Source organism: Alkaliphilus crotonatoxidans (assembly GCF_054658015.1).
The window spans coordinates 328207-346250 of record NZ_BAAHXS010000004.1 but is presented as its reverse complement, the minus strand read 5'-3'; the positions used below and the strand labels follow the sequence as shown (position 1 = coordinate 346250).

The window sequence follows — 18044 nt, the reverse complement described above, 5'->3', positions numbered from 1 at the left end:
CGTGAGGGCAGTGAAGGAACATCTATTAATTGATGGCTATAATGTCATTAATGCATGGCCCCAACTGAGGGAAATTAGCCGGGAAGACCTGGAGGGGGCACGGCGTCAGCTCATTGAAATGATGGCAGAATATCAGGCTTATAAGGATCTTAAGGTGACCATTGTCTTTGATGCGCACCTGGTGAAATACAGCATGGAAAAGATAGAACATCAGATGGGGGTTACCGTGGTTTTTACCAAAGAAAAGGAGACGGCCGACGGATATATAGAGAAGAAAATTATCGAATTATCTAAAAGAAATCGGGTTCAGGTGGTAACCAATGATTGGCTTGAGCAGCAAATGATATTGGGCAGCGGTGCTACTCGAATTTCTGTCAGGGAGTTATTGCTGGATTATGAGAGAATCAAAGAAAAAATTACAAAAAAAACTGAAGAAATCCAATTAAAAAAGGATTACCTCTCAAATCGACTGGATCAATCTGTTTTAGAAAAACTCGAAAAATTCAGACGCAAGCTGTGAAATGCCTTGACTTTACATAATTTGATAGGTTATAATTAAAGCAGGTTTTTGGGCATTTTTATTATGGTGGAGGCGATGTGTGTGGGTATTGGTGTTGCAAAAAGAGATATAATAGAATCATGTTCAGAATTACCAGATGAGGCGATCGTCGAAGATGCTAAAAATGGCGATATTGTTGCCCTGGAGCTTTTGATTAAAAAGTATCGAAATTTTGTACGTGCTAAGGCCAGGTCCTATTTTTTGATCGGTGCAGACCGTGAAGATATTGTTCAAGAAGGAATGATTGGCCTTTACAAGGCAATCCGGGATTTTAGACCGGACAAGCTTTCTTCTTTTAAAGCCTTTGCTGAATTATGTATTACAAGGCAGATTATCACAGCTATTAAAACTGCTACTCGGCAGAAACATATCCCTTTAAATTCCTATGTATCTTTAAATAAGCCAATTTATGACGAGGAATCGGATCGAACGCTACTGGATGTCATCTCAGGTCAAAAAATAACTGATCCCGAAGAACTCATTATTTGTCGTGAGGAACTGGGGCATATTGAAGGGAAAATTGGAGAAATTTTAAGTGATCTGGAGTGGAAGGTACTCATGCTGTATTTGCAGGGCCGTTCCTATCAAGAAATTGCGGCAGACCTGGACCGTCATGTCAAGTCAATTGATAATGCCCTACAACGGGTAAAGCGTAAGCTGGAACGTTATTTAGAGGTCAGGAATACCTGAGCGGTTTTGGTAAGGGACTTCCCGGAAATGGTATTGACAATGGAGTAGGATACATAGTAAAATATTCTACGAATAGTATGGAGATTGATTTCCGTGCAAAAAAGGCCTTTCTTAAAGGCCTTCAAAATTGCACATTCTTCAATGGGGTCGACATAGATACACCCGGCATCGTGTCCATAGCCCATGAAGATCAAATCCATCAAATAAGCCGTATGTGGTGAATGAATTAATTATTTTTTGGATACCATCTTAATATTTAAGGAGGAGAAAAAAATGGCGAAAGCAAAATTTGAAAGAACCAAGCCCCATGTAAACATAGGAACAATCGGACACGTAGACCATGGAAAGACAACCTTAACAGCAGCAATCACAATTACATTAAACAAAAGATATGGAACAGGGGGAGCAGTAGCCTTTGACCAAATCGACAAGGCACCAGAGGAAAAGGAAAGAGGAATCACAATATCAACATCCCACGTAGAATACGAAACACCAAACAGACACTATGCCCACGTAGACTGCCCAGGCCATGCTGACTATGTAAAGAACATGATTACAGGAGCAGCCCAAATGGACGGAGCGATTCTGGTATGTTCAGCAGCAGACGGACCAATGCCTCAAACAAGAGAGCACATCCTGTTATCAAGACAGGTAGGGGTACCATACATCGTAGTATTCTTAAACAAATGCGATATGGTGGATGACGAAGAGCTATTAGAATTAGTAGAAATGGAAATCAGAGATTTATTGAACATGTATGAATTCCCAGGAGACGATACACCAATTGTAAGGGGATCAGCACTACAAGCATTAAATGATCCAGATGGAGCATGGGGAGATAAGATTGTAGAGCTGTTTGAAATCATAGACGGATACATTCCAGAGCCAGAAAGAGATACCGACAAGCCTTTCCTAATGCCAGTAGAGGACGTATTCTCCATTACAGGAAGAGGAACAGTAGCAACAGGAAGAGTAGAAAGAGGTATCGTAAAGGTACAAGACGAAGTAGAGCTAGTAGGCTTGGCAGACGAGAAGAGAAAGCTGGTAGTAACAGGAGTAGAAATGTTCAGAAAGCTACTAGACCAAGCCCAAGCGGGAGACAACGTAGGGGTACTGTTAAGAGGGATCCAAAGAACAGAAATTGAAAGAGGACAAGTATTATCAAAGCCAGGAACAATCAACCCCCATACAAAGTTTAAGGCAGAGGTATACGTATTAAAGAAAGAAGAGGGAGGAAGACATACACCCTTCTTTGACGGATACAGACCCCAATTCTACTTTAGAACAACAGACGTAACAGGAAGCATCAAGCTGCCAGACGGAGTAGAAATGGTAATGCCAGGAGACAACATTGCAATGGAAATCGAACTAATCAGCCCGATAGCGATTGAAGAGGGATTAAGATTTGCGATTCGTGAAGGCGGAAGAACAGTAGGAGCCGGTGTTGTTGCTTCTATTACTGAGTAATAGGCTAGTTGTTGAATTAGATGGGGAAGGGACTAGGGGAAGCCTAGTCCCTTAAAAGTAATTGTTGGTAAATAATAGGAAGTCTAAAGGGCTATACTAAAATAAAATAAACCAACCCTTATGTAAGGACTGGAGGGCCCGGAGACGGGGAAATTTTTATTGACACCAAAATAAAAGTATGATAGATTTTATTAGGTACCAATATATAATCGAAGCACCTGTGTGTTGTAGATAAATTAAACAATATTCATATTTATGTCGGCTTTTTCTAGGAGGTGTAACAGTGCGAGTTAAAATAACATTGGCGTGTACGGATTGCAAACAAAGGAATTATAATACTACCAAGAACAAAAAGAATAACCCTGATCGTATAGAAATGAAAAAATATTGCAAGTTTTGCAAGACCCACACAACACACAAAGAAACAAAGTAGTTAGTATGAAAAATGTACTATAAGGATGTGAATTAAATGAGCACCCAACCCAATACTAACAAGGAAAAATCCAGAAGTGCTGGAAAGTATTTTAAAGGTGTTAGATCCGAACTTAAAAAAGTGAATTGGCCTAACCGTAAAGAATTAATTAACCATACTAGTGTTGTTGTGGTCACCTGTGCCATGATGATTGCTCTTCTATGGGTTTTAGATACTACCTTTGGTTTTGGCTTAAATTTGATACTTAAGTAACAAATTATGGTAAAAGGAGGGGAGAGTTATCTATCAGATTTTGATAGAGGCTCCTTGAAAATGACCCAAGACGCAAAATGGTACGTTGTCCATACCTATTCAGGCCATGAGAAAAAAGTAAAGGTCAACATTGAAAAAATGGTTGAAAATAGAGGGATGGAAGACGTAATTTTAGAGGTAAAGGTACCAACAGAAGAAAGAATCGAAATTAAAAATGGCAAGAAAAAAGTCAAGGAAACTAAGCTTTTCCCTGGCTATGTTATCGTGAAAATGATTATGACCGATGAATCCTGGTATTTAGTTAGAAACACCAGGGGTGTAACCGGTTTTGTTGGACCCAGCTCTAAGCCGATCCCCTTAACCGATAAGGAAGTAAGGGATATGGGTGTAGAGGAAATCAGACATGAAATTGACCTGAAGCTAGGAGATACCGTACGGGTTATCTCTGGTCCCTTTGAAAGCTTTATTGGTTCAATAGAGAACATTAATCTTGAAAAGCAGACCTTTAAGGTGCTTATTTCAATGTTTGGTAGAGAGACGCCTGTTGAGCTTGAGTTTCATCAGGTTGAAGCATTATAATTAAGTTTTGCTTATTTAAGCGAAAATTAATTCTATAGATAGCTTATTATGGCAAAAGCATTATGAAGAATTATTAAGGAGGTGTAAAATAAAATGGCAAAAAAAATAGTTGGACAAATCAAACTACAAATTCCTGCAGGTAAGGCTACACCAGCACCACCAGTTGGACCAGCATTGGGTCAGCATGGTGTTAATATAATGGGCTTCTGTAAAGAGTTCAATGCAAAAACTGCAGATCAAGCTGGACTGATTATTCCAGTGGTTATTTCTGTTTACCAGGATCGATCCTTTTCATTTATTACTAAAACACCACCAGCTGCCGTTTTAATTAAGAAGGCAGCCGGCATTGAAAGTGGATCAGGCGAACCTAATAAGAAAAAGGTTGCTAAAATTTCAAAGGCGAAAGTTAAGGAAATTGCAGAATTAAAAATGCCAGACTTAAATGCTGCTTCCCTTGAATCTGCCATAAGCATGATTGCGGGAACAGCAAGAAGTATGGGCGTTGTTGTGGAAGAATAATTCAGATACGTGTTATGTGGGAGGTTCTCACAAAAAACCGTTAATACCACAGGGAGGTTAGTTATATGCCAAAAAGAGGTAAGAAATATCAAGAGGCCAGTAAGCTTGTTGATAATACAAAATTATATGATGTAAATGAGGCGGTTGAATTAGTTAAAAAAACTGCCGTTGCTAAATTTGATGAGACCGTTGAGGCTCATATTAAGCTGGGTGTTGATTCAAGACACGCTGACCAGCAGGTAAGAGGTGCCATTGTGCTTCCCCATGGAACAGGTAAAACTGCAAGAGTATTGGTATTTGCCAAGGGTGAAAAGGCTACTGAGGCTCAAAATGCAGGAGCAGACTATGTTGGAGCAGATGAAATGGTGGCCAAAATCCAAGGAGAAAACTGGTTTGACTTTGATGTGGTTGTGGCAACACCAGATATGATGGGTGTAGTAGGTCGACTAGGTAGAGTGTTAGGACCAAAGGGCTTAATGCCAAACCCTAAATCCGGAACAGTTACCTTCGATGTAGAGAAGGCTGTTAAGGAAATTAAAGCTGGTAAGGTAGAATATCGACTAGATAAAACCAACATTATTCACGTACCAGTTGGAAAAGCATCCTTTGATAGCGAAAAGCTGGCTGACAACTTCAAAACCTTGATGGAAGCCATTGTTAAGGCTAAGCCTTCGGCTGCTAAGGGCCAATACCTGAAAAGTATTACCCTAACCAGCACAATGGGACCCGGTATTAAAGTAAATCCAAGCCGGGTAGCTGAATAGTTGTCAACTAATTAAATAAATTTTAAAATTTTCCATTGACATAATATATAATAACTGATAAACTGACTAGAGTTAAAAGAGAATATTTTGCCATAGACAGTAGGTGCCCCAGGCTTAAATACCCTACCGAGGCTTCTGATAAATGAAAGTAAAAATCAGCCTCCTTGTGTCTATTACCAGGAGGCTTTACTTTGTTGGCAAAATATACGATAACTAAGTCGAAGGAGGTGGAGGTCCACATGTCAAAGGCTATTGACATTAAAAAGGAAGTTGTGGCAGAGATTACCGAAAAGTTCGAAAAATCCACTGCTGCAGTACTTGTTGATTATCGAGGACTAAAGGTTGAAGAAGTAACAGAACTAAGAAAGCAATTCAGAGAAGCCGGTGTTGAATACAAGGTGTATAAAAATACCTTGATGAGACGAGCTGCTAAAGAGGCGGGCTTCGCAGAATTGGAAGAAAAATTAGTAGGACCCAATGCAATTGCATTTAGCTATGATGATCCTGTGGCACCAGCAAGAATCATCGATAACTTTATTAAAGATCATAAGAATCTTGAATTAAAGTTTGGTGTGGTTGAAGGAGCTTTCTATGATGAGGCCCAAATGCAAGCCCTTGCCAAGGTTCCATCGAAAGAAGTGCTTATTGCAAAATTACTTGGCAGCTTAAAGGCGCCAGTGTCAAACTTCGCTTACTTAATTAAAGCTTTAGCTGAAAAGAAAGAAGCCGAAGGTGCTTAAAAAAATAATATTAAAGAAAAATATCGGAGGTGCTGAACATGACAATTGAGCAAATTTTAGAAGCTATTGAGAATATGAAGGTTTTAGAGTTAAATGAATTAGTAAAGGCAGCAGAAGAGAAGTTTGGTGTATCTGCAGCTGCTCCAGTGGCAGTAGCCGGAGGTGCAGTAGCTGGCGGTGCAGCAGCTGAAGAACAAACAGAATTTGAAGTAATTCTTGACAATGCTGGTGCATCAAAAATCAACGTAATTAAAGTTGTAAGAGAAATTACAGGCTTAGGCTTAAAGGAAGCTAAGGAAGTAGTAGACAATGCGCCTAAGACTTTAAAAGATGGTATTGCTAAGGAAGAAGCCGAAGCAATTAAAGCTAAGTTAGAAGAAGCAGGTGCATCGGTTACAATTAAGTAATCAAAAAATATATAAATATAAAAAGGGACTCCAGTAAACTGGAGTACCTTTTTATGTATTTTTGACTATAGAAAAAAATGCCCCCCTAGTTTTCTCAAGGGATCAAAAATCAAACCTATCTACAGATTTATTATACTACAAATTCATATCAATTTCCAGCGTTAACTTTAGCGAGATTAATATTTTAGTAAAGCCTAGCAGGGATACAAATTATTGACAAGCAAAAAACTGCTATGATATAATTATATATTGCATCAAACTATTTAATAACCCCTATCAAAAAATCATGTATAATTCTAAAAAATGGTGTCAATAGTATAAAATACGGCACTATGTAAAATATGTAAAAAAACCAAAAGTAATATTTTGCTTTTGGATATTTTCATTAAATGCAAAGTCTCCTTGAATCAGTCAAGGAAGTCAGGCTTTGTTTAATACATAAGGGAAGTGATAGTCATAAGCTAAAGGACTTGAATTTCTGTGTATTATGTATTTATAAAAAGGGTTATTGTCTATTACCTTTATATCAAGGAGTGAAATTAAAATGCCACATCCTGTACAAGTTGGTAAAAAGATTAGAATGAGTTATTCTCAAATTGATGAAGTTCAAGAAATTCCAAATTTGATTGAGCTTCAAAAAGAGTCCTATGATTGGTTCCTGGAGGAAGGGTTAAGGGAAGTTTTCAGTGATATTTCACCAATAGAAGACTACACTGGAAACCTCATCCTGGAATTTGTTGATTATTACTTAGAAAGTAGCCCTAAATATGACGTTGCCGAATCAAAGGAGCGGGATGTCACCTATGCGGCCCCCCTTAAGGCAAAGGTTCGATTAATTAACAAAGAAACCGGCGAAGTAAAGGAACAGGAAGTCTTCATGGGTGATTTTCCTCTGATGACCGATACAGGAACCTTCATTATTAATGGAGCGGAACGGGTAATTGTAAGCCAGCTGGTCCGATCTCCCGGTGTTTATTATGGAAAAGAAATTGACAAAACTGGAAAATCGCTGTTTTCTGCAACCGTCATTCCTAATCGTGGAGCCTGGCTGGAATATGAAACTGATTCCAATGACATTATTTCTGTTCGTATTGACAGAACCAGAAAGCAACCTGTAACAGTCTTATTAAGGGCCTTAGGGTATGGCTCCGATCAGCAAATTAAGGATCTTTTAGGTGAAGATGAAAGACTGCTGGCGACCCTGGAAAAGGATAATACCAAAAGCGTTGAGGAAGGTCTCCTGGAAATTTATAAGAGATTAAGACCCGGTGAGCCTCCTACCGTAGAAAATGCCAGGTCTTTATTAAACACGCTGTTTTTTGACCCAAAGCGATATGATTTGGCAAAGGTTGGACGTTATAAATTCAATAAAAAATTATCCTTGGCCAATCGTATTATGGGTAAACGGGCAGCGGAAAATGTAATTGATAAGGCAACAGGGGAAATTTTGGCCGAAGAGGGACAGAAAGTTGATCGAGAAACCTCTCTTTTGATTCAAAATACAGGAATTAACGAGGTATTGGTCTATTCTGAAGACAATAAGCCCATCAAAGTAATTGGAAATCATTTCGTTGATATTCATAAGCACATTAGTTTTAATATCGATGACCTGAAAATAAAGGAAAGGGTCTATTATCCCGTTTTAAAGGAAATTCTTGACTCCTTTGAAAATGAGGCTGAAATTAAAGAAGCGATAAAAGAAAGAATTCGGGAATTAATACCTAAAAATATTATTATTGCAGATATTATTGCCTCAATTAACTATGTATTTAACTTATCCCATGAAATCGGTAATGTTGACGATATTGACCATTTAGGAAATCGAAGACTTCGTTCTGTAGGAGAACTACTGCAAAATCAGTTTAGAATTGGTTTATCCCGTATGGAACGGGTAGTAAAGGAACGGATGACCATTCAGGATGTTGACCTGGTCACCCCTCAGGCCTTAATTAACATCAGGCCCGTTGCAGCAGCAATAAAGGAATTCTTTGGAAGCTCCCAATTATCTCAATTTATGGATCAAACTAACCCATTGGCTGAGTTAACCCATAAAAGAAGGCTTTCAGCCCTGGGGCCAGGGGGATTATCCAGGGAGCGGGCCGGATTCGAAGTTCGGGACGTCCATCAATCCCATTATGGGCGAATGTGTCCCATCGAGACGCCAGAAGGACCCAACATCGGCCTGATTAACTCCTTAAGTACCTTTGCCAGGGTGAATGAATATGGCTTTATTGAATCGCCCTACCGTAAGGTAGACAAAAAACGAATGGTTGTTACCAAAAATATAGAATACCTGACAGCCGATGAAGAGGATTTATTCATTGTAGCCCAGGCCAACGAACCTTTAGACGAGGAAGGCCATTTTGTTAACAAACGTGTTACCTCCAGAACCCGCTTTGGTGGAATTGACATAGTTCCTGCCGAAGAGGTGGATTTCATGGATGTATCTCCTAAGCAGGTGGTTTCAGTGGCTACAGCCATGATTCCCTTCCTTGAAAATGATGACGCCAACCGGGCTCTGATGGGATCAAACATGCAGCGTCAGGCTGTTCCCCTGTTAAAAACCGATGCGCCAATTATTGGTACAGGAATGGAATATAAAGCGGCTAAGGATTCAGGGGTTGTAATCGTAGCTAAAAACAGTGGTATTGTTGAAAAGGCAACGGCCAACCAGATTATTATTAAAAGAGACGACAATGGACAGAAGGATGTCTATAAGCTATTGAAATTTAAACGTTCCAACCAGGGAACCTGTATTAATCAACGACCTATTGTTAATAAGGGGGAAGTGGTTAAGGCAGGCGACGTCATTGCCGATGGCCCCTCAACAGATCAGGGTGAAATTGCTCTAGGCAGAAACTGCCTGATTGGCTTTATGACCTGGGAAGGGTATAACTATGAGGATGCCATTTTAATTAATGAAAAGCTGGTTAAGGAAGATGCTTTAACATCAATTCATATAGAAGAATATGAGGCCGAAGCAAGGGATACAAAGCTAGGGCCTGAGGAAATCACAAGGGATATTCCCAACGTCGGTGAGGAAGCCTTGAGAGACCTTGATGAAAGAGGAATCATTAGAATTGGAGCAGAGGTACAGTCCGGTGATATTCTAGTGGGTAAGGTAACCCCTAAGGGAGAAACAGAGCTAACAGCAGAGGAAAGACTTTTAAGGGCAATATTTGGTGAAAAGGCCCGGGAGGTTCGTGATACTTCTCTGAAGGTACCCCATGGTGAGTCTGGAATCATTGTAGACATCAAGGTTTTCACCAGAGAAAACGGTGACGAGCTGCCTCCAGGTGTCAATGAAATGGTTCGGGTTTACATTGCCAAAAAGCGAAAAATTAATGTTGGTGATAAAATGGCGGGACGCCATGGAAATAAAGGGGTTATCTCCAGAGTACTTCCAGAAGAGGATATGCCCTTCCTGGCTGACGGAACCCCCCTTGAGATCGTACTCAATCCCCTGGGGGTACCCTCCCGTATGAATATTGGTCAGGTATTGGAGGTCCACCTGGGGCTTGCAGCTAAGGCCATGGGCTGGAAGGTGGCCACACCGGTATTTGATGGAGCTAATGAGTGGGATATTATGGATGCCCTTGAAGAAGCCGGCTATCCAAGGAGCGGAAAGCTGACATTATATGATGGAAGAACCGGGGTGCCCTTTGATAATTCTGTAACCGTTGGTTACATGTACATGCTGAAGCTACACCATTTGGTAGATGATAAAATCCATGCCAGAAGTACAGGCCCCTACTCCCTTGTTACACAGCAGCCTTTGGGTGGTAAAGCCCAATTTGGCGGACAGCGTTTTGGTGAAATGGAGGTTTGGGCATTGGAAGCCTATGGCGCTGCCCATACCCTGCAGGAGTTGTTAACGGTTAAGTCCGACGATATTGTAGGACGGGTAAAAACCTATGAATGTATTGTGAAGGGAGAAAATATTCCTGAACCAGGGGTTCCCGAATCCTTCAAGGTACTCATCAAGGAGCTTCAGTCCCTATGTCTGGATGTCAAGGTGTTAACTGAGGAAGATACAGAAATTGAAATCAAGGAATCCATTGATGATGATGCCGGTGATTTGACAATGGAACACAGCGAGCTTGCCCAGGGTGTCGCCATCGATAATGAAATTGATGAAGATGAAGACACGGAGCTGGAAGAGGAAGAAGAGGTAGATACAGACATTGAATTTATGACAGAGGATGACTTTGAAGCATCAGATTTTCGTGAGGATTTTTTAGCCGACGATGATGATGTAGACAGCTATGACGATGATGACTATAATTAATAGTTGCTTAAGCTTAAGCAGGCTTATTAGACTATAGGAAGGGAGAGAGACTCCTTGTACGAATTAAATAACTTTGAATCGATTCAAATTTCTCTGGCTTCTCCGGAAAAAATCAGGCAATGGTCTAAGGGTGAGGTAAAAAAGCCTGAAACCATTAATTACAGAACCTTAAAGCCAGAAAAGGAAGGCTTATTCTGTGAGAAGATTTTTGGCCCCCAAAAAGATTGGGAGTGTCATTGTGGTAAGTATAAAAGAGTACGATACAAGGGGGTTATCTGTGATCGTTGCGGTGTTGAAGTGACGAAATCCAAGGTCAGACGGGAAAGAATGGGGCACATTGAGCTGGCTGCCCCTGTTTCCCACATTTGGTATTTCAAGGGAATCCCTTCTCGAATGGGATTACTGCTTGATATGTCTCCCCGTTCTTTGGAAAAGGTTCTATACTTTGCAGCTTATATTGTAATTGATCCCGGTGAAACGCCTTTATCGGAAAAGCAGATTTTAACTGAAAAGGAATATGGCGAAGCCATTGAAAAGTATGGACATCGCTTTAGAGCCGGTATGGGCGCAGAATCTATTAAAGAGCTGCTACAAAAAATTGATTTGGAAGCCCTTAGTAAAGAATTAAAATACAAGCTCAAGGAAAGCACCGGGCAGAAAAGGGTTCGAACCATACGTCGTCTCGAGGTGGTGGAGGCCTTCAGAACGTCTGGAAACCTACCTGAGTGGATGATACTGGATGTGGTTCCTGTTATTCCGCCGGAGCTTCGACCCATGGTACAGCTGGACGGCGGTCGCTTTGCCACATCAGATTTGAATGACCTTTACAGAAGGGTAATCAATCGTAATAATCGATTGAAACGCCTTCTTGATCTTGGGGCCCCAGATATCATTGTTCGAAATGAAAAGCGTATGCTTCAAGAGGCAGTGGATGCCTTGATTGATAACGGCCGTCGTGGCAAACCTGTTACCGGTCCTGGTAACAGACCCCTTAAATCCCTTTCAGATATGTTAAAGGGAAAGCAAGGTCGTTTTAGGCAAAACCTGTTGGGAAAACGGGTTGACTATTCTGGCCGTTCTGTAATTGTGGTGGGACCAGAGCTTAAATTCTATCAATGCGGTCTGCCTAAGAAAATGGCTCTGGAGCTGTTTAAGCCCTTTGTAATGAAAAAGCTGGTAGAGGAAAACTTTGCCCACAATATTAAAAGTGCTAAACGAATGGTAGAAAAGGTAAAGCCGGAGGTATGGGATGTACTGGAAGAGGTAATCAGTGAACATCCGGTACTGCTAAACCGTGCCCCAACGCTGCATCGTCTAGGAATCCAAGCCTTTGAGCCTATTTTGGTGGAGGGTAAAGCCATTAAGCTTCATCCATTGGTTTGTACTGCCTACAATGCAGACTTCGATGGTGACCAGATGGCGGTTCACGTTCCCCTATCAGTGGAGGCCCAGGCAGAGGCTCGATTCCTGATGCTATCACCCAATAACATTCTGGCGCCGAAGGATGGCCAGCCCATTACCACCCCTACCCAGGACATGGTATTGGGAAGTTATTACCTGACTATAGAGGTACCAGGCGCCAAGGGTGAAGGAATGATCTTTAAGGATTTTGAAGAAATGCTAATGGCCTATAATACAGGGGCGGTGGATCTCCATGCCAGGGTAAAGGTTCGAAAAAGATTAAACCCTGATGATAGAGGCCAATTGGTGGAAAGCACCGTAGGAAGATTTATCTTCAACGAAAAAATGCCCCAAAATCTCGGCTTTGTTGACCGAAGCCAGGATGCATACAGCCTTGAGGTGGACTTTTTATGTGATAAAAAGGCATTGGGAAAGGTAATTGACAAATGCTTCCGAAAGCATGGCAATACCCTTACCTCCATTATGCTGGACTATATTAAACAAACGGGCTTCCAGTTCTCCACCAGGGGAGCTGTGACCATAGCCGTAACTGATATGGATATTCCAAAGGAGAAGGCAGAGCTGATTTCTCTGGCCGAGGAAAAGGTCGACAAATATGAAAAGGCCTTTAGAAGAGGTCTAATTTCCGATGAGGAAAGATACGAAAAGGTTATTGAAACCTGGACAGAAACCACTGAGAAGGTAACCGAGGCCCTGATGGCCGGCTTGGATCGATTAAACAACGTGTTTATTATGGCCCATTCCGGTGCCCGGGGTAGTAAAAACCAAATTAGACAGCTGGGTGGAATGCGGGGCCTAATGGCCAACGCCACCGGTAGAACAGTGGAAATTCCGATTAAATCTAATTTCCGTGAGGGCTTAACCGTTTTGGAGTATTTTACCTCTACCCACGGGGCCAGAAAGGGATTGGCCGATACTGCCTTAAGAACCGCCGACTCTGGCTATTTGACAAGACGTCTGGTGGATGTCAGTCAGGATGTAATCGTCAGAGAGCTTGACTGTGGTACTGAAGAAGGAGTTTGGGTAAAGGCCTTTAAAGACGGAAACGAGGTTATTGAAGAGCTATATGACCGTATTGTGGGCCGACATGCCCTGGAGGATGTAAAGCATCCCGAAACAGGCGAGGTAATTGTGAAGGCCAACGAGCAAGTAACTGAAGAGGATGCAGAGGCCATCATTGCCGCAGGAATCGAAAGGGTTAAAATGCGGTCGGTACTGACCTGCCATACAAGACACGGTGTGTGCGGCACCTGTTATGGCCGTAACCTTGCCACAGGAGAAGCCGTTAAGGTGGGTGAGGCAGTGGGAATCATTGCAGCCCAATCCATTGGTGAGCCAGGAACTCAGTTAACCATGAGAACCTTCCATACCGGTGGGGTGGCAGGAGCCGACATTACCCAGGGTCTTCCCCGGGTTGAGGAGCTCTTTGAGGCTCGTAAGCCCAAGGGTCTTGCCATTATCAGTGAAATTGGCGGTACGGTAGAAATCGGAGAGTCAAGGAAAAAACGTGAAGTGACAATTAAGTCTGAAAATGGAGAAAGCACTACCTATACCATTCCCTACAGCTCCAGAATCAAAGTGAAGCCCGGTCAGGTTATTGAGGCTGGCGACGAAATTACAGAGGGTTCCGTAAACCCCCATGATATCTTGAGAATTAAGGGCGTAGAAGGTGTGCAAACTTATATCATTAAAGAAGTGCAGCGGGTATATCGGCTTCAAGGGGTTGACATTAACGATAAGCATATTGAAGTAATTGTACGTCAAATGCTAAATCGAGTAAAGATTGAAGAACCTGGAGATACCGAGCTTTTACCGGGAGCGCTGGAAAGTATCTTTACTGTAAATGATGCCAATAAGGATGTCCTGGAGCAGGGACTGGAACCAGCCACCTATAAAGAGGTGCTGCTGGGAATCACAAAGGCCTCCCTGGCAACTGAGTCTTTCCTGTCGGCGGCTTCCTTCCAGGAAACCACCAGGGTATTGACAGAGGCAGCCATCAAGGGAAAAGAGGATCATCTCATCGGCCTGAAGGAAAATGTAATTATTGGAAAGCTCATTCCAGCGGGAACAGGCATGAAGCGGTATAAAAATATAGCAATCGAGGTTGAATCCTTAGAGGAAGAAGAAGAAATCCGTGAAACCCTTTAATTAACAAATAAACAGTTGACACCTATTTTATCTAGTGTTAGAATATTATAGTGTGTTAAGCTGTAAGAAAGTTGACTTTTTTAGAATCTGGGGGATTACTCAATCTCCCAGATCATTAAAAAGGGAGGAAACTTTAATGTTAGAAAATCTACAGCACGAAAAGAAGATTATAGGTATTAAACAAACCGCCAAGGCATTAAAGCAAGATCGGGTTAAAACCCTGTATATTGCAGAGGATGCTGAACCCCATTTAACACAACACCTGGTGGAGCTTGCCCAGGAAAAAAACATAGAGGTTATTAAAATTGATTCTATGAAAAAGCTGGGAAAGGCTTGTGAAATTGAAGTAGGGGCAGCTGCCGCAGCGGCATTGAAGTAAAGGTTATGTGTAGCCTGGAAAAGACAATTTATCTTTTTTATTAAAGATAAATGTTTTTCTATGTTTAAAAAGCTTTATTATTTTGGAAGGAGGTGCAATAGATGCCAACAATAAGCCAATTAGTACGTAAGGGTAGAAAAGAAGTTACAGACAAATCAACATCACCAGCTCTGCAAAAAGGCTTTAACTCCTTAAGGAGAAAAACCACAGACTTAAGTGCGCCACAAAAAAGAGGAGTTTGTACTTCAGTTAAAACCGTTACACCTAAAAAACCTAACTCAGCCTTAAGAAAGGTTGCCAGAATTAAGCTAACAAATGGAATTGAAGTAACAGCTTATATTCCTGGTATTGGCCACAATCTTCAGGAACATAGCGTTGTTCTGATTAGAGGTGGTAGGGTTAAGGACTTACCAGGGGTTAGATACCATATTGTAAGGGGAACCTTAGATACTGCAGGTGTTGCAAACAGAATGCAAGCAAGATCTAAATATGGTGCTAAGAAGCCAAAGGCTGGTAAGGCTGCTGCAAAAAAATAGGATTGTCGGAGCGACAATGCATATAGATCAAATGCCGCTATCAAAATAGGGTAATTGAAATTTAAATAGCATTGAGTGCGCACGAACGGCACACCTTCGGGGTGTCGAGTACCTATGAACAATCAATAATTGAGGAGGGAAGTAAAGTGCCAAGAAAAGGAAACGTACCAAAAAGATTAGTATTGCCTGATCCAATTTATGGAAGCAAGGTGGTAACAAAGCTGATCAATAACCTAATGCTGGATGGCAAAAAAGGAATAGCTCAAAAAATTGTCTATGATGCCTTTAGTATCATTGGTGAAAAAACAGGTGAAGATCCTCTGGAAGTCTTTGAGAAGGCCATGAATAATATCATGCCGGTTCTTGAAGTCAAAGCAAGACGTGTTGGTGGATCCAACTACCAGGTACCAGTTGAAGTTAGACCCGAAAGAAGACAAACCCTGGGTTTAAGATGGTTAATTAACTATTCTAGAGCCAGAGGCGAAAAGGGAATGACTGAAAGATTGGCGAAGGAAATCATGGATGCGGCCAACGGTGTAGGAGCTTCTGTTAAGAAAAAAGAAGATACACATAAAATGGCAGAAGCCAACAAAGCATTTGCTCATTACAGATGGTAAAATTATGTTTAAAATAGCATAAGATGGTTATGCTATACTGGTAGCATCGGCAAATGCTGTAATTTGTTTGGAAGGAGGATAAATGTGCCTAGACAGTTTCCACTAGAAAGAACCAGAAATATTGGGATTATGGCCCATATTGATGCCGGTAAGACAACAACTACAGAGAGAATATTGTTCTATGCCGGAAGAATTCGTAAATTAGGAGAAACCCATGAGGGTGCTTCTCAGATGGACTGGATGGAGCAGGAGAAGGAAAGAGGTATTACAATTACTTCTGCAGCCACCACATGCCAATGGAAGGATCACCGAGTAAACATTATAGATACACCAGGTCACGTGGACTTCACCGTTGAGGTGGAACGTTCCTTAAGGGTGCTTGATGGATCTGTTGCTGTATTTTGTGCAAAGGGTGGGGTTGAGCCTCAATCAGAAACCGTATGGAGACAGGCGGATAAATACCAGGTTCCAAGAATGGCCTTTGTCAACAAGATGGATATGCTAGGAGCCAATTTTTACAATGCTGTTCAGATGATGAAAGACCGCTTGGGTGCCAATGCTGTTCCAATTCAATTACCCATCGGTGCAGAGGACAATTTCCAAGGAATTATCGACCTTGTTAAAAATGTAGCCTTCTATTACATGGATGATCTTGGCCAAAATATAGAAGAAAGAGAAATTCCCGATGATATGAAGGAGACAGTAGCCAAGTATCGAGAGGAATTAATCGAGGCAGTTTCTGAAACTGATGAGGAATTAATGATGAAATACCTTGAAGGTGAAGAACTCACAGAGGAAGAAATTGCTGCGGGAATCAGAAAAGGAACAGTTAATGTTCAAATTACCCCAGTACTTTGCGGTTCCGCTTACAAAAACAAAGGGGTACAAAGATTGCTTGATGCAATCGTGGCTTATATGCCTGCTCCAACAGATATTCCTGCTATTAAGGGTGTTGCTGCCGATACAGAGGAAGAGATTGAAAGACATGCTGATGACAACGAACCCTTCTCTGCGTTGGCCTTCAAAATCATGGCAGACCCCTATGTAGGTAAGCTGGCTTTTTTTAGAGTTTATTCAGGAAAGCTGAGCTCAGGGTCCTATGTGCTTAATTCAACTAAAAATAAGAAGGAAAGAATCGGTCGTATTCTTCAGATGCATGCCAATACCCGTGAAGAAATTACAGAAGTATATGCCGGCGATATTGCTGCTGCCGTAGGCCTTAAGGATACCACTACCGGAGATACCCTGTGTGATCCGGACCATGCGGTAATTCTTGAATCAATGGAATTCCCAGAGCCGGTTATTCGGGTTGCCATTGAGCCTAAGACCAAAGCAGGTCAGGAGAAAATGGGAATCGCCCTGCAAAAACTGGCTGAGGAAGACCCAACCTTCAAAACCTATACTGATGAAGAAACAGGTCAGACAATTATTGCAGGAATGGGTGAGCTTCACCTTGAAATCATTGTTGACCGTTTAATGAGAGAGTTTAAGGTTGAGGCCAATGTAGGTAAGCCTCAGGTTGCCTATAAGGAAACCATTACCCAAACCTGCGAGGTAGAAGGAAAATATGCCCGTCAGTCTGGTGGTCGTGGTCAATATGGCCATGTTAAAATCAGAATGTCACCTCAAGAGCCAGGCCAAGGCTATGCCTTCGTTAACTCAATTGTTGGAGGAACCATTCCTAGAGAATACATTCCTGCTGTTGATGCCGGAATTCAAGAAGCCATGATGAATGGTGTGTTGGCCGGATACGAAGTAGTAGACTTTAAGGTCGAGCTTTATGATGGTTCATACCATGAGGTTGACTCCTCAGAAATGGCCTTTAAAATTGCAGGTTCAATGGCCTTCAAGGAAGGTATGAGAAAGGCCAAGGCTGTATTACTTGAGCCATACTTTAAGGTAGAGGTTACAACACCAGAGGAATATATGGGTGATGTAATTGGTGATTTAAACTCAAGACGTGGTCGTATTGAGGGAATGGAGCCAATGCATGGCGGGGTACAGATTATAAAAGCCTTTGTACCACTGGCTGAAATGTTTGGTTATGCTACAGATCTTCGTTCTAAGACCCAAGGTCGTGCAGTTTACTCAATGCATTTTGATCACTTTGAGCAAGTACCTGCCAGCATTGCTGAAAAGGTAATGGCAGGCAAGTAATGAATGGTTTGTAATAGAATAGCAGGGGCTGATAATATCCTGCTCTTCTATTTACATAAACCACTAATGATATAAAACTTATTATAT

General features: G+C 41.6%; 16 protein-coding genes and 1 other annotated feature. All 16 genes read left to right on the top strand.

Translation table 11 applies throughout. The annotated features are described in order from the left end of the window. The first annotated feature begins 1 nt into the window (after position 1). The 16 genes from ACYQ1I_RS04275 (at position 2) to fusA (ending at position 17957) form a co-directional block, all read left to right on the top strand. The gene (locus tag ACYQ1I_RS04275; RefSeq protein WP_459762712.1) at positions 2-520 is read left to right on the top strand and encodes an NYN domain-containing protein; all 519 of its coding nucleotides are present in this window, start codon (positions 2-4) and stop codon (positions 518-520) included. A gap of 87 nt (positions 521-607) precedes the next feature. Further along, positions 608-1249 carry an RNA polymerase sporulation sigma factor SigH gene (gene sigH, locus ACYQ1I_RS04270; RefSeq protein ID WP_459765294.1) on the top strand — a complete coding sequence of 214 codons (642 nt, stop codon included), beginning with the start codon at positions 608-610 and terminating at the stop codon, positions 1247-1249. A 273-nt stretch (positions 1250-1522) separates the two neighbouring features. Further along, on the top strand, positions 1523-2716 hold the full coding sequence (gene tuf / locus ACYQ1I_RS04265; RefSeq protein ID WP_459762710.1) for an elongation factor Tu: 1194 nt from the start codon (positions 1523-1525) through the stop codon (positions 2714-2716). A gap of 283 nt (positions 2717-2999) precedes the next feature. After that, the gene (gene rpmG / locus ACYQ1I_RS04260) at positions 3000-3149 is read left to right on the top strand and encodes a 50S ribosomal protein L33 (RefSeq protein WP_459762708.1); all 150 of its coding nucleotides are present in this window, start codon (positions 3000-3002) and stop codon (positions 3147-3149) included. Positions 3150-3185: 36 nt separating this feature from the next. Further along, positions 3186-3401, top strand: a complete 216-nt coding sequence (secE, locus tag ACYQ1I_RS04255) for a preprotein translocase subunit SecE (protein WP_459762706.1) — start codon at positions 3186-3188, stop codon at positions 3399-3401. Positions 3402-3461: 60 nt separating this feature from the next. Then, a complete protein-coding gene (gene nusG / locus ACYQ1I_RS04250; protein ID WP_459765292.1) occupies positions 3462-3980 on the top strand; it encodes a transcription termination/antitermination protein NusG in 519 nt (172 codons plus the stop codon). Positions 3981-4073: 93 nt separating this feature from the next. Next, on the top strand, positions 4074-4499 hold the full coding sequence (gene rplK, locus ACYQ1I_RS04245) for a 50S ribosomal protein L11 (RefSeq protein ID WP_459762704.1): 426 nt from the start codon (positions 4074-4076) through the stop codon (positions 4497-4499). 65 nt (positions 4500-4564) lie between these two features. Continuing rightward, the gene (gene rplA / locus ACYQ1I_RS04240; protein ID WP_459762702.1) at positions 4565-5263 is read left to right on the top strand and encodes a 50S ribosomal protein L1; all 699 of its coding nucleotides are present in this window, start codon (positions 4565-4567) and stop codon (positions 5261-5263) included. 72 nt (positions 5264-5335) lie between these two features. Further along, positions 5336-5462, top strand: a sequence feature (ribosomal protein L10 leader region). A gap of 40 nt (positions 5463-5502) precedes the next feature. After that, entirely contained in the window at positions 5503-6003 is a 501-nt protein-coding gene (gene rplJ, locus ACYQ1I_RS04235) for a 50S ribosomal protein L10 (protein WP_459765290.1), read from the top strand. Positions 6004-6041: 38 nt separating this feature from the next. Continuing rightward, positions 6042-6410, top strand: a complete 369-nt coding sequence (gene rplL, locus ACYQ1I_RS04230) for a 50S ribosomal protein L7/L12 (protein WP_459762700.1) — start codon at positions 6042-6044, stop codon at positions 6408-6410. Positions 6411-6954: 544 nt separating this feature from the next. After that, the gene (gene rpoB / locus ACYQ1I_RS04225) at positions 6955-10698 is read left to right on the top strand and encodes a DNA-directed RNA polymerase subunit beta (protein WP_459762698.1); all 3744 of its coding nucleotides are present in this window, start codon (positions 6955-6957) and stop codon (positions 10696-10698) included. Positions 10699-10752: 54 nt separating this feature from the next. Further along, the gene (gene rpoC, locus ACYQ1I_RS04220; protein ID WP_459762696.1) at positions 10753-14268 is read left to right on the top strand and encodes a DNA-directed RNA polymerase subunit beta'; all 3516 of its coding nucleotides are present in this window, start codon (positions 10753-10755) and stop codon (positions 14266-14268) included. A 136-nt stretch (positions 14269-14404) separates the two neighbouring features. Further along, on the top strand, positions 14405-14647 hold the full coding sequence (locus ACYQ1I_RS04215; protein WP_459762694.1) for a ribosomal L7Ae/L30e/S12e/Gadd45 family protein: 243 nt from the start codon (positions 14405-14407) through the stop codon (positions 14645-14647). Between the two features lie 101 nt (positions 14648-14748). Next, positions 14749-15183, top strand: coding sequence for a 30S ribosomal protein S12 (gene rpsL, locus ACYQ1I_RS04210; protein WP_459762692.1), 435 nt, complete (start codon positions 14749-14751; stop codon positions 15181-15183). Between the two features lie 146 nt (positions 15184-15329). After that, positions 15330-15800, top strand: a complete 471-nt coding sequence (gene rpsG / locus ACYQ1I_RS04205; RefSeq protein ID WP_459762690.1) for a 30S ribosomal protein S7 — start codon at positions 15330-15332, stop codon at positions 15798-15800. 84 nt (positions 15801-15884) lie between these two features. After that, a complete protein-coding gene (fusA, locus tag ACYQ1I_RS04200; protein ID WP_459762688.1) occupies positions 15885-17957 on the top strand; it encodes an elongation factor G in 2073 nt (690 codons plus the stop codon). Positions 17958-18044: the final 87 nt, after the last annotated feature.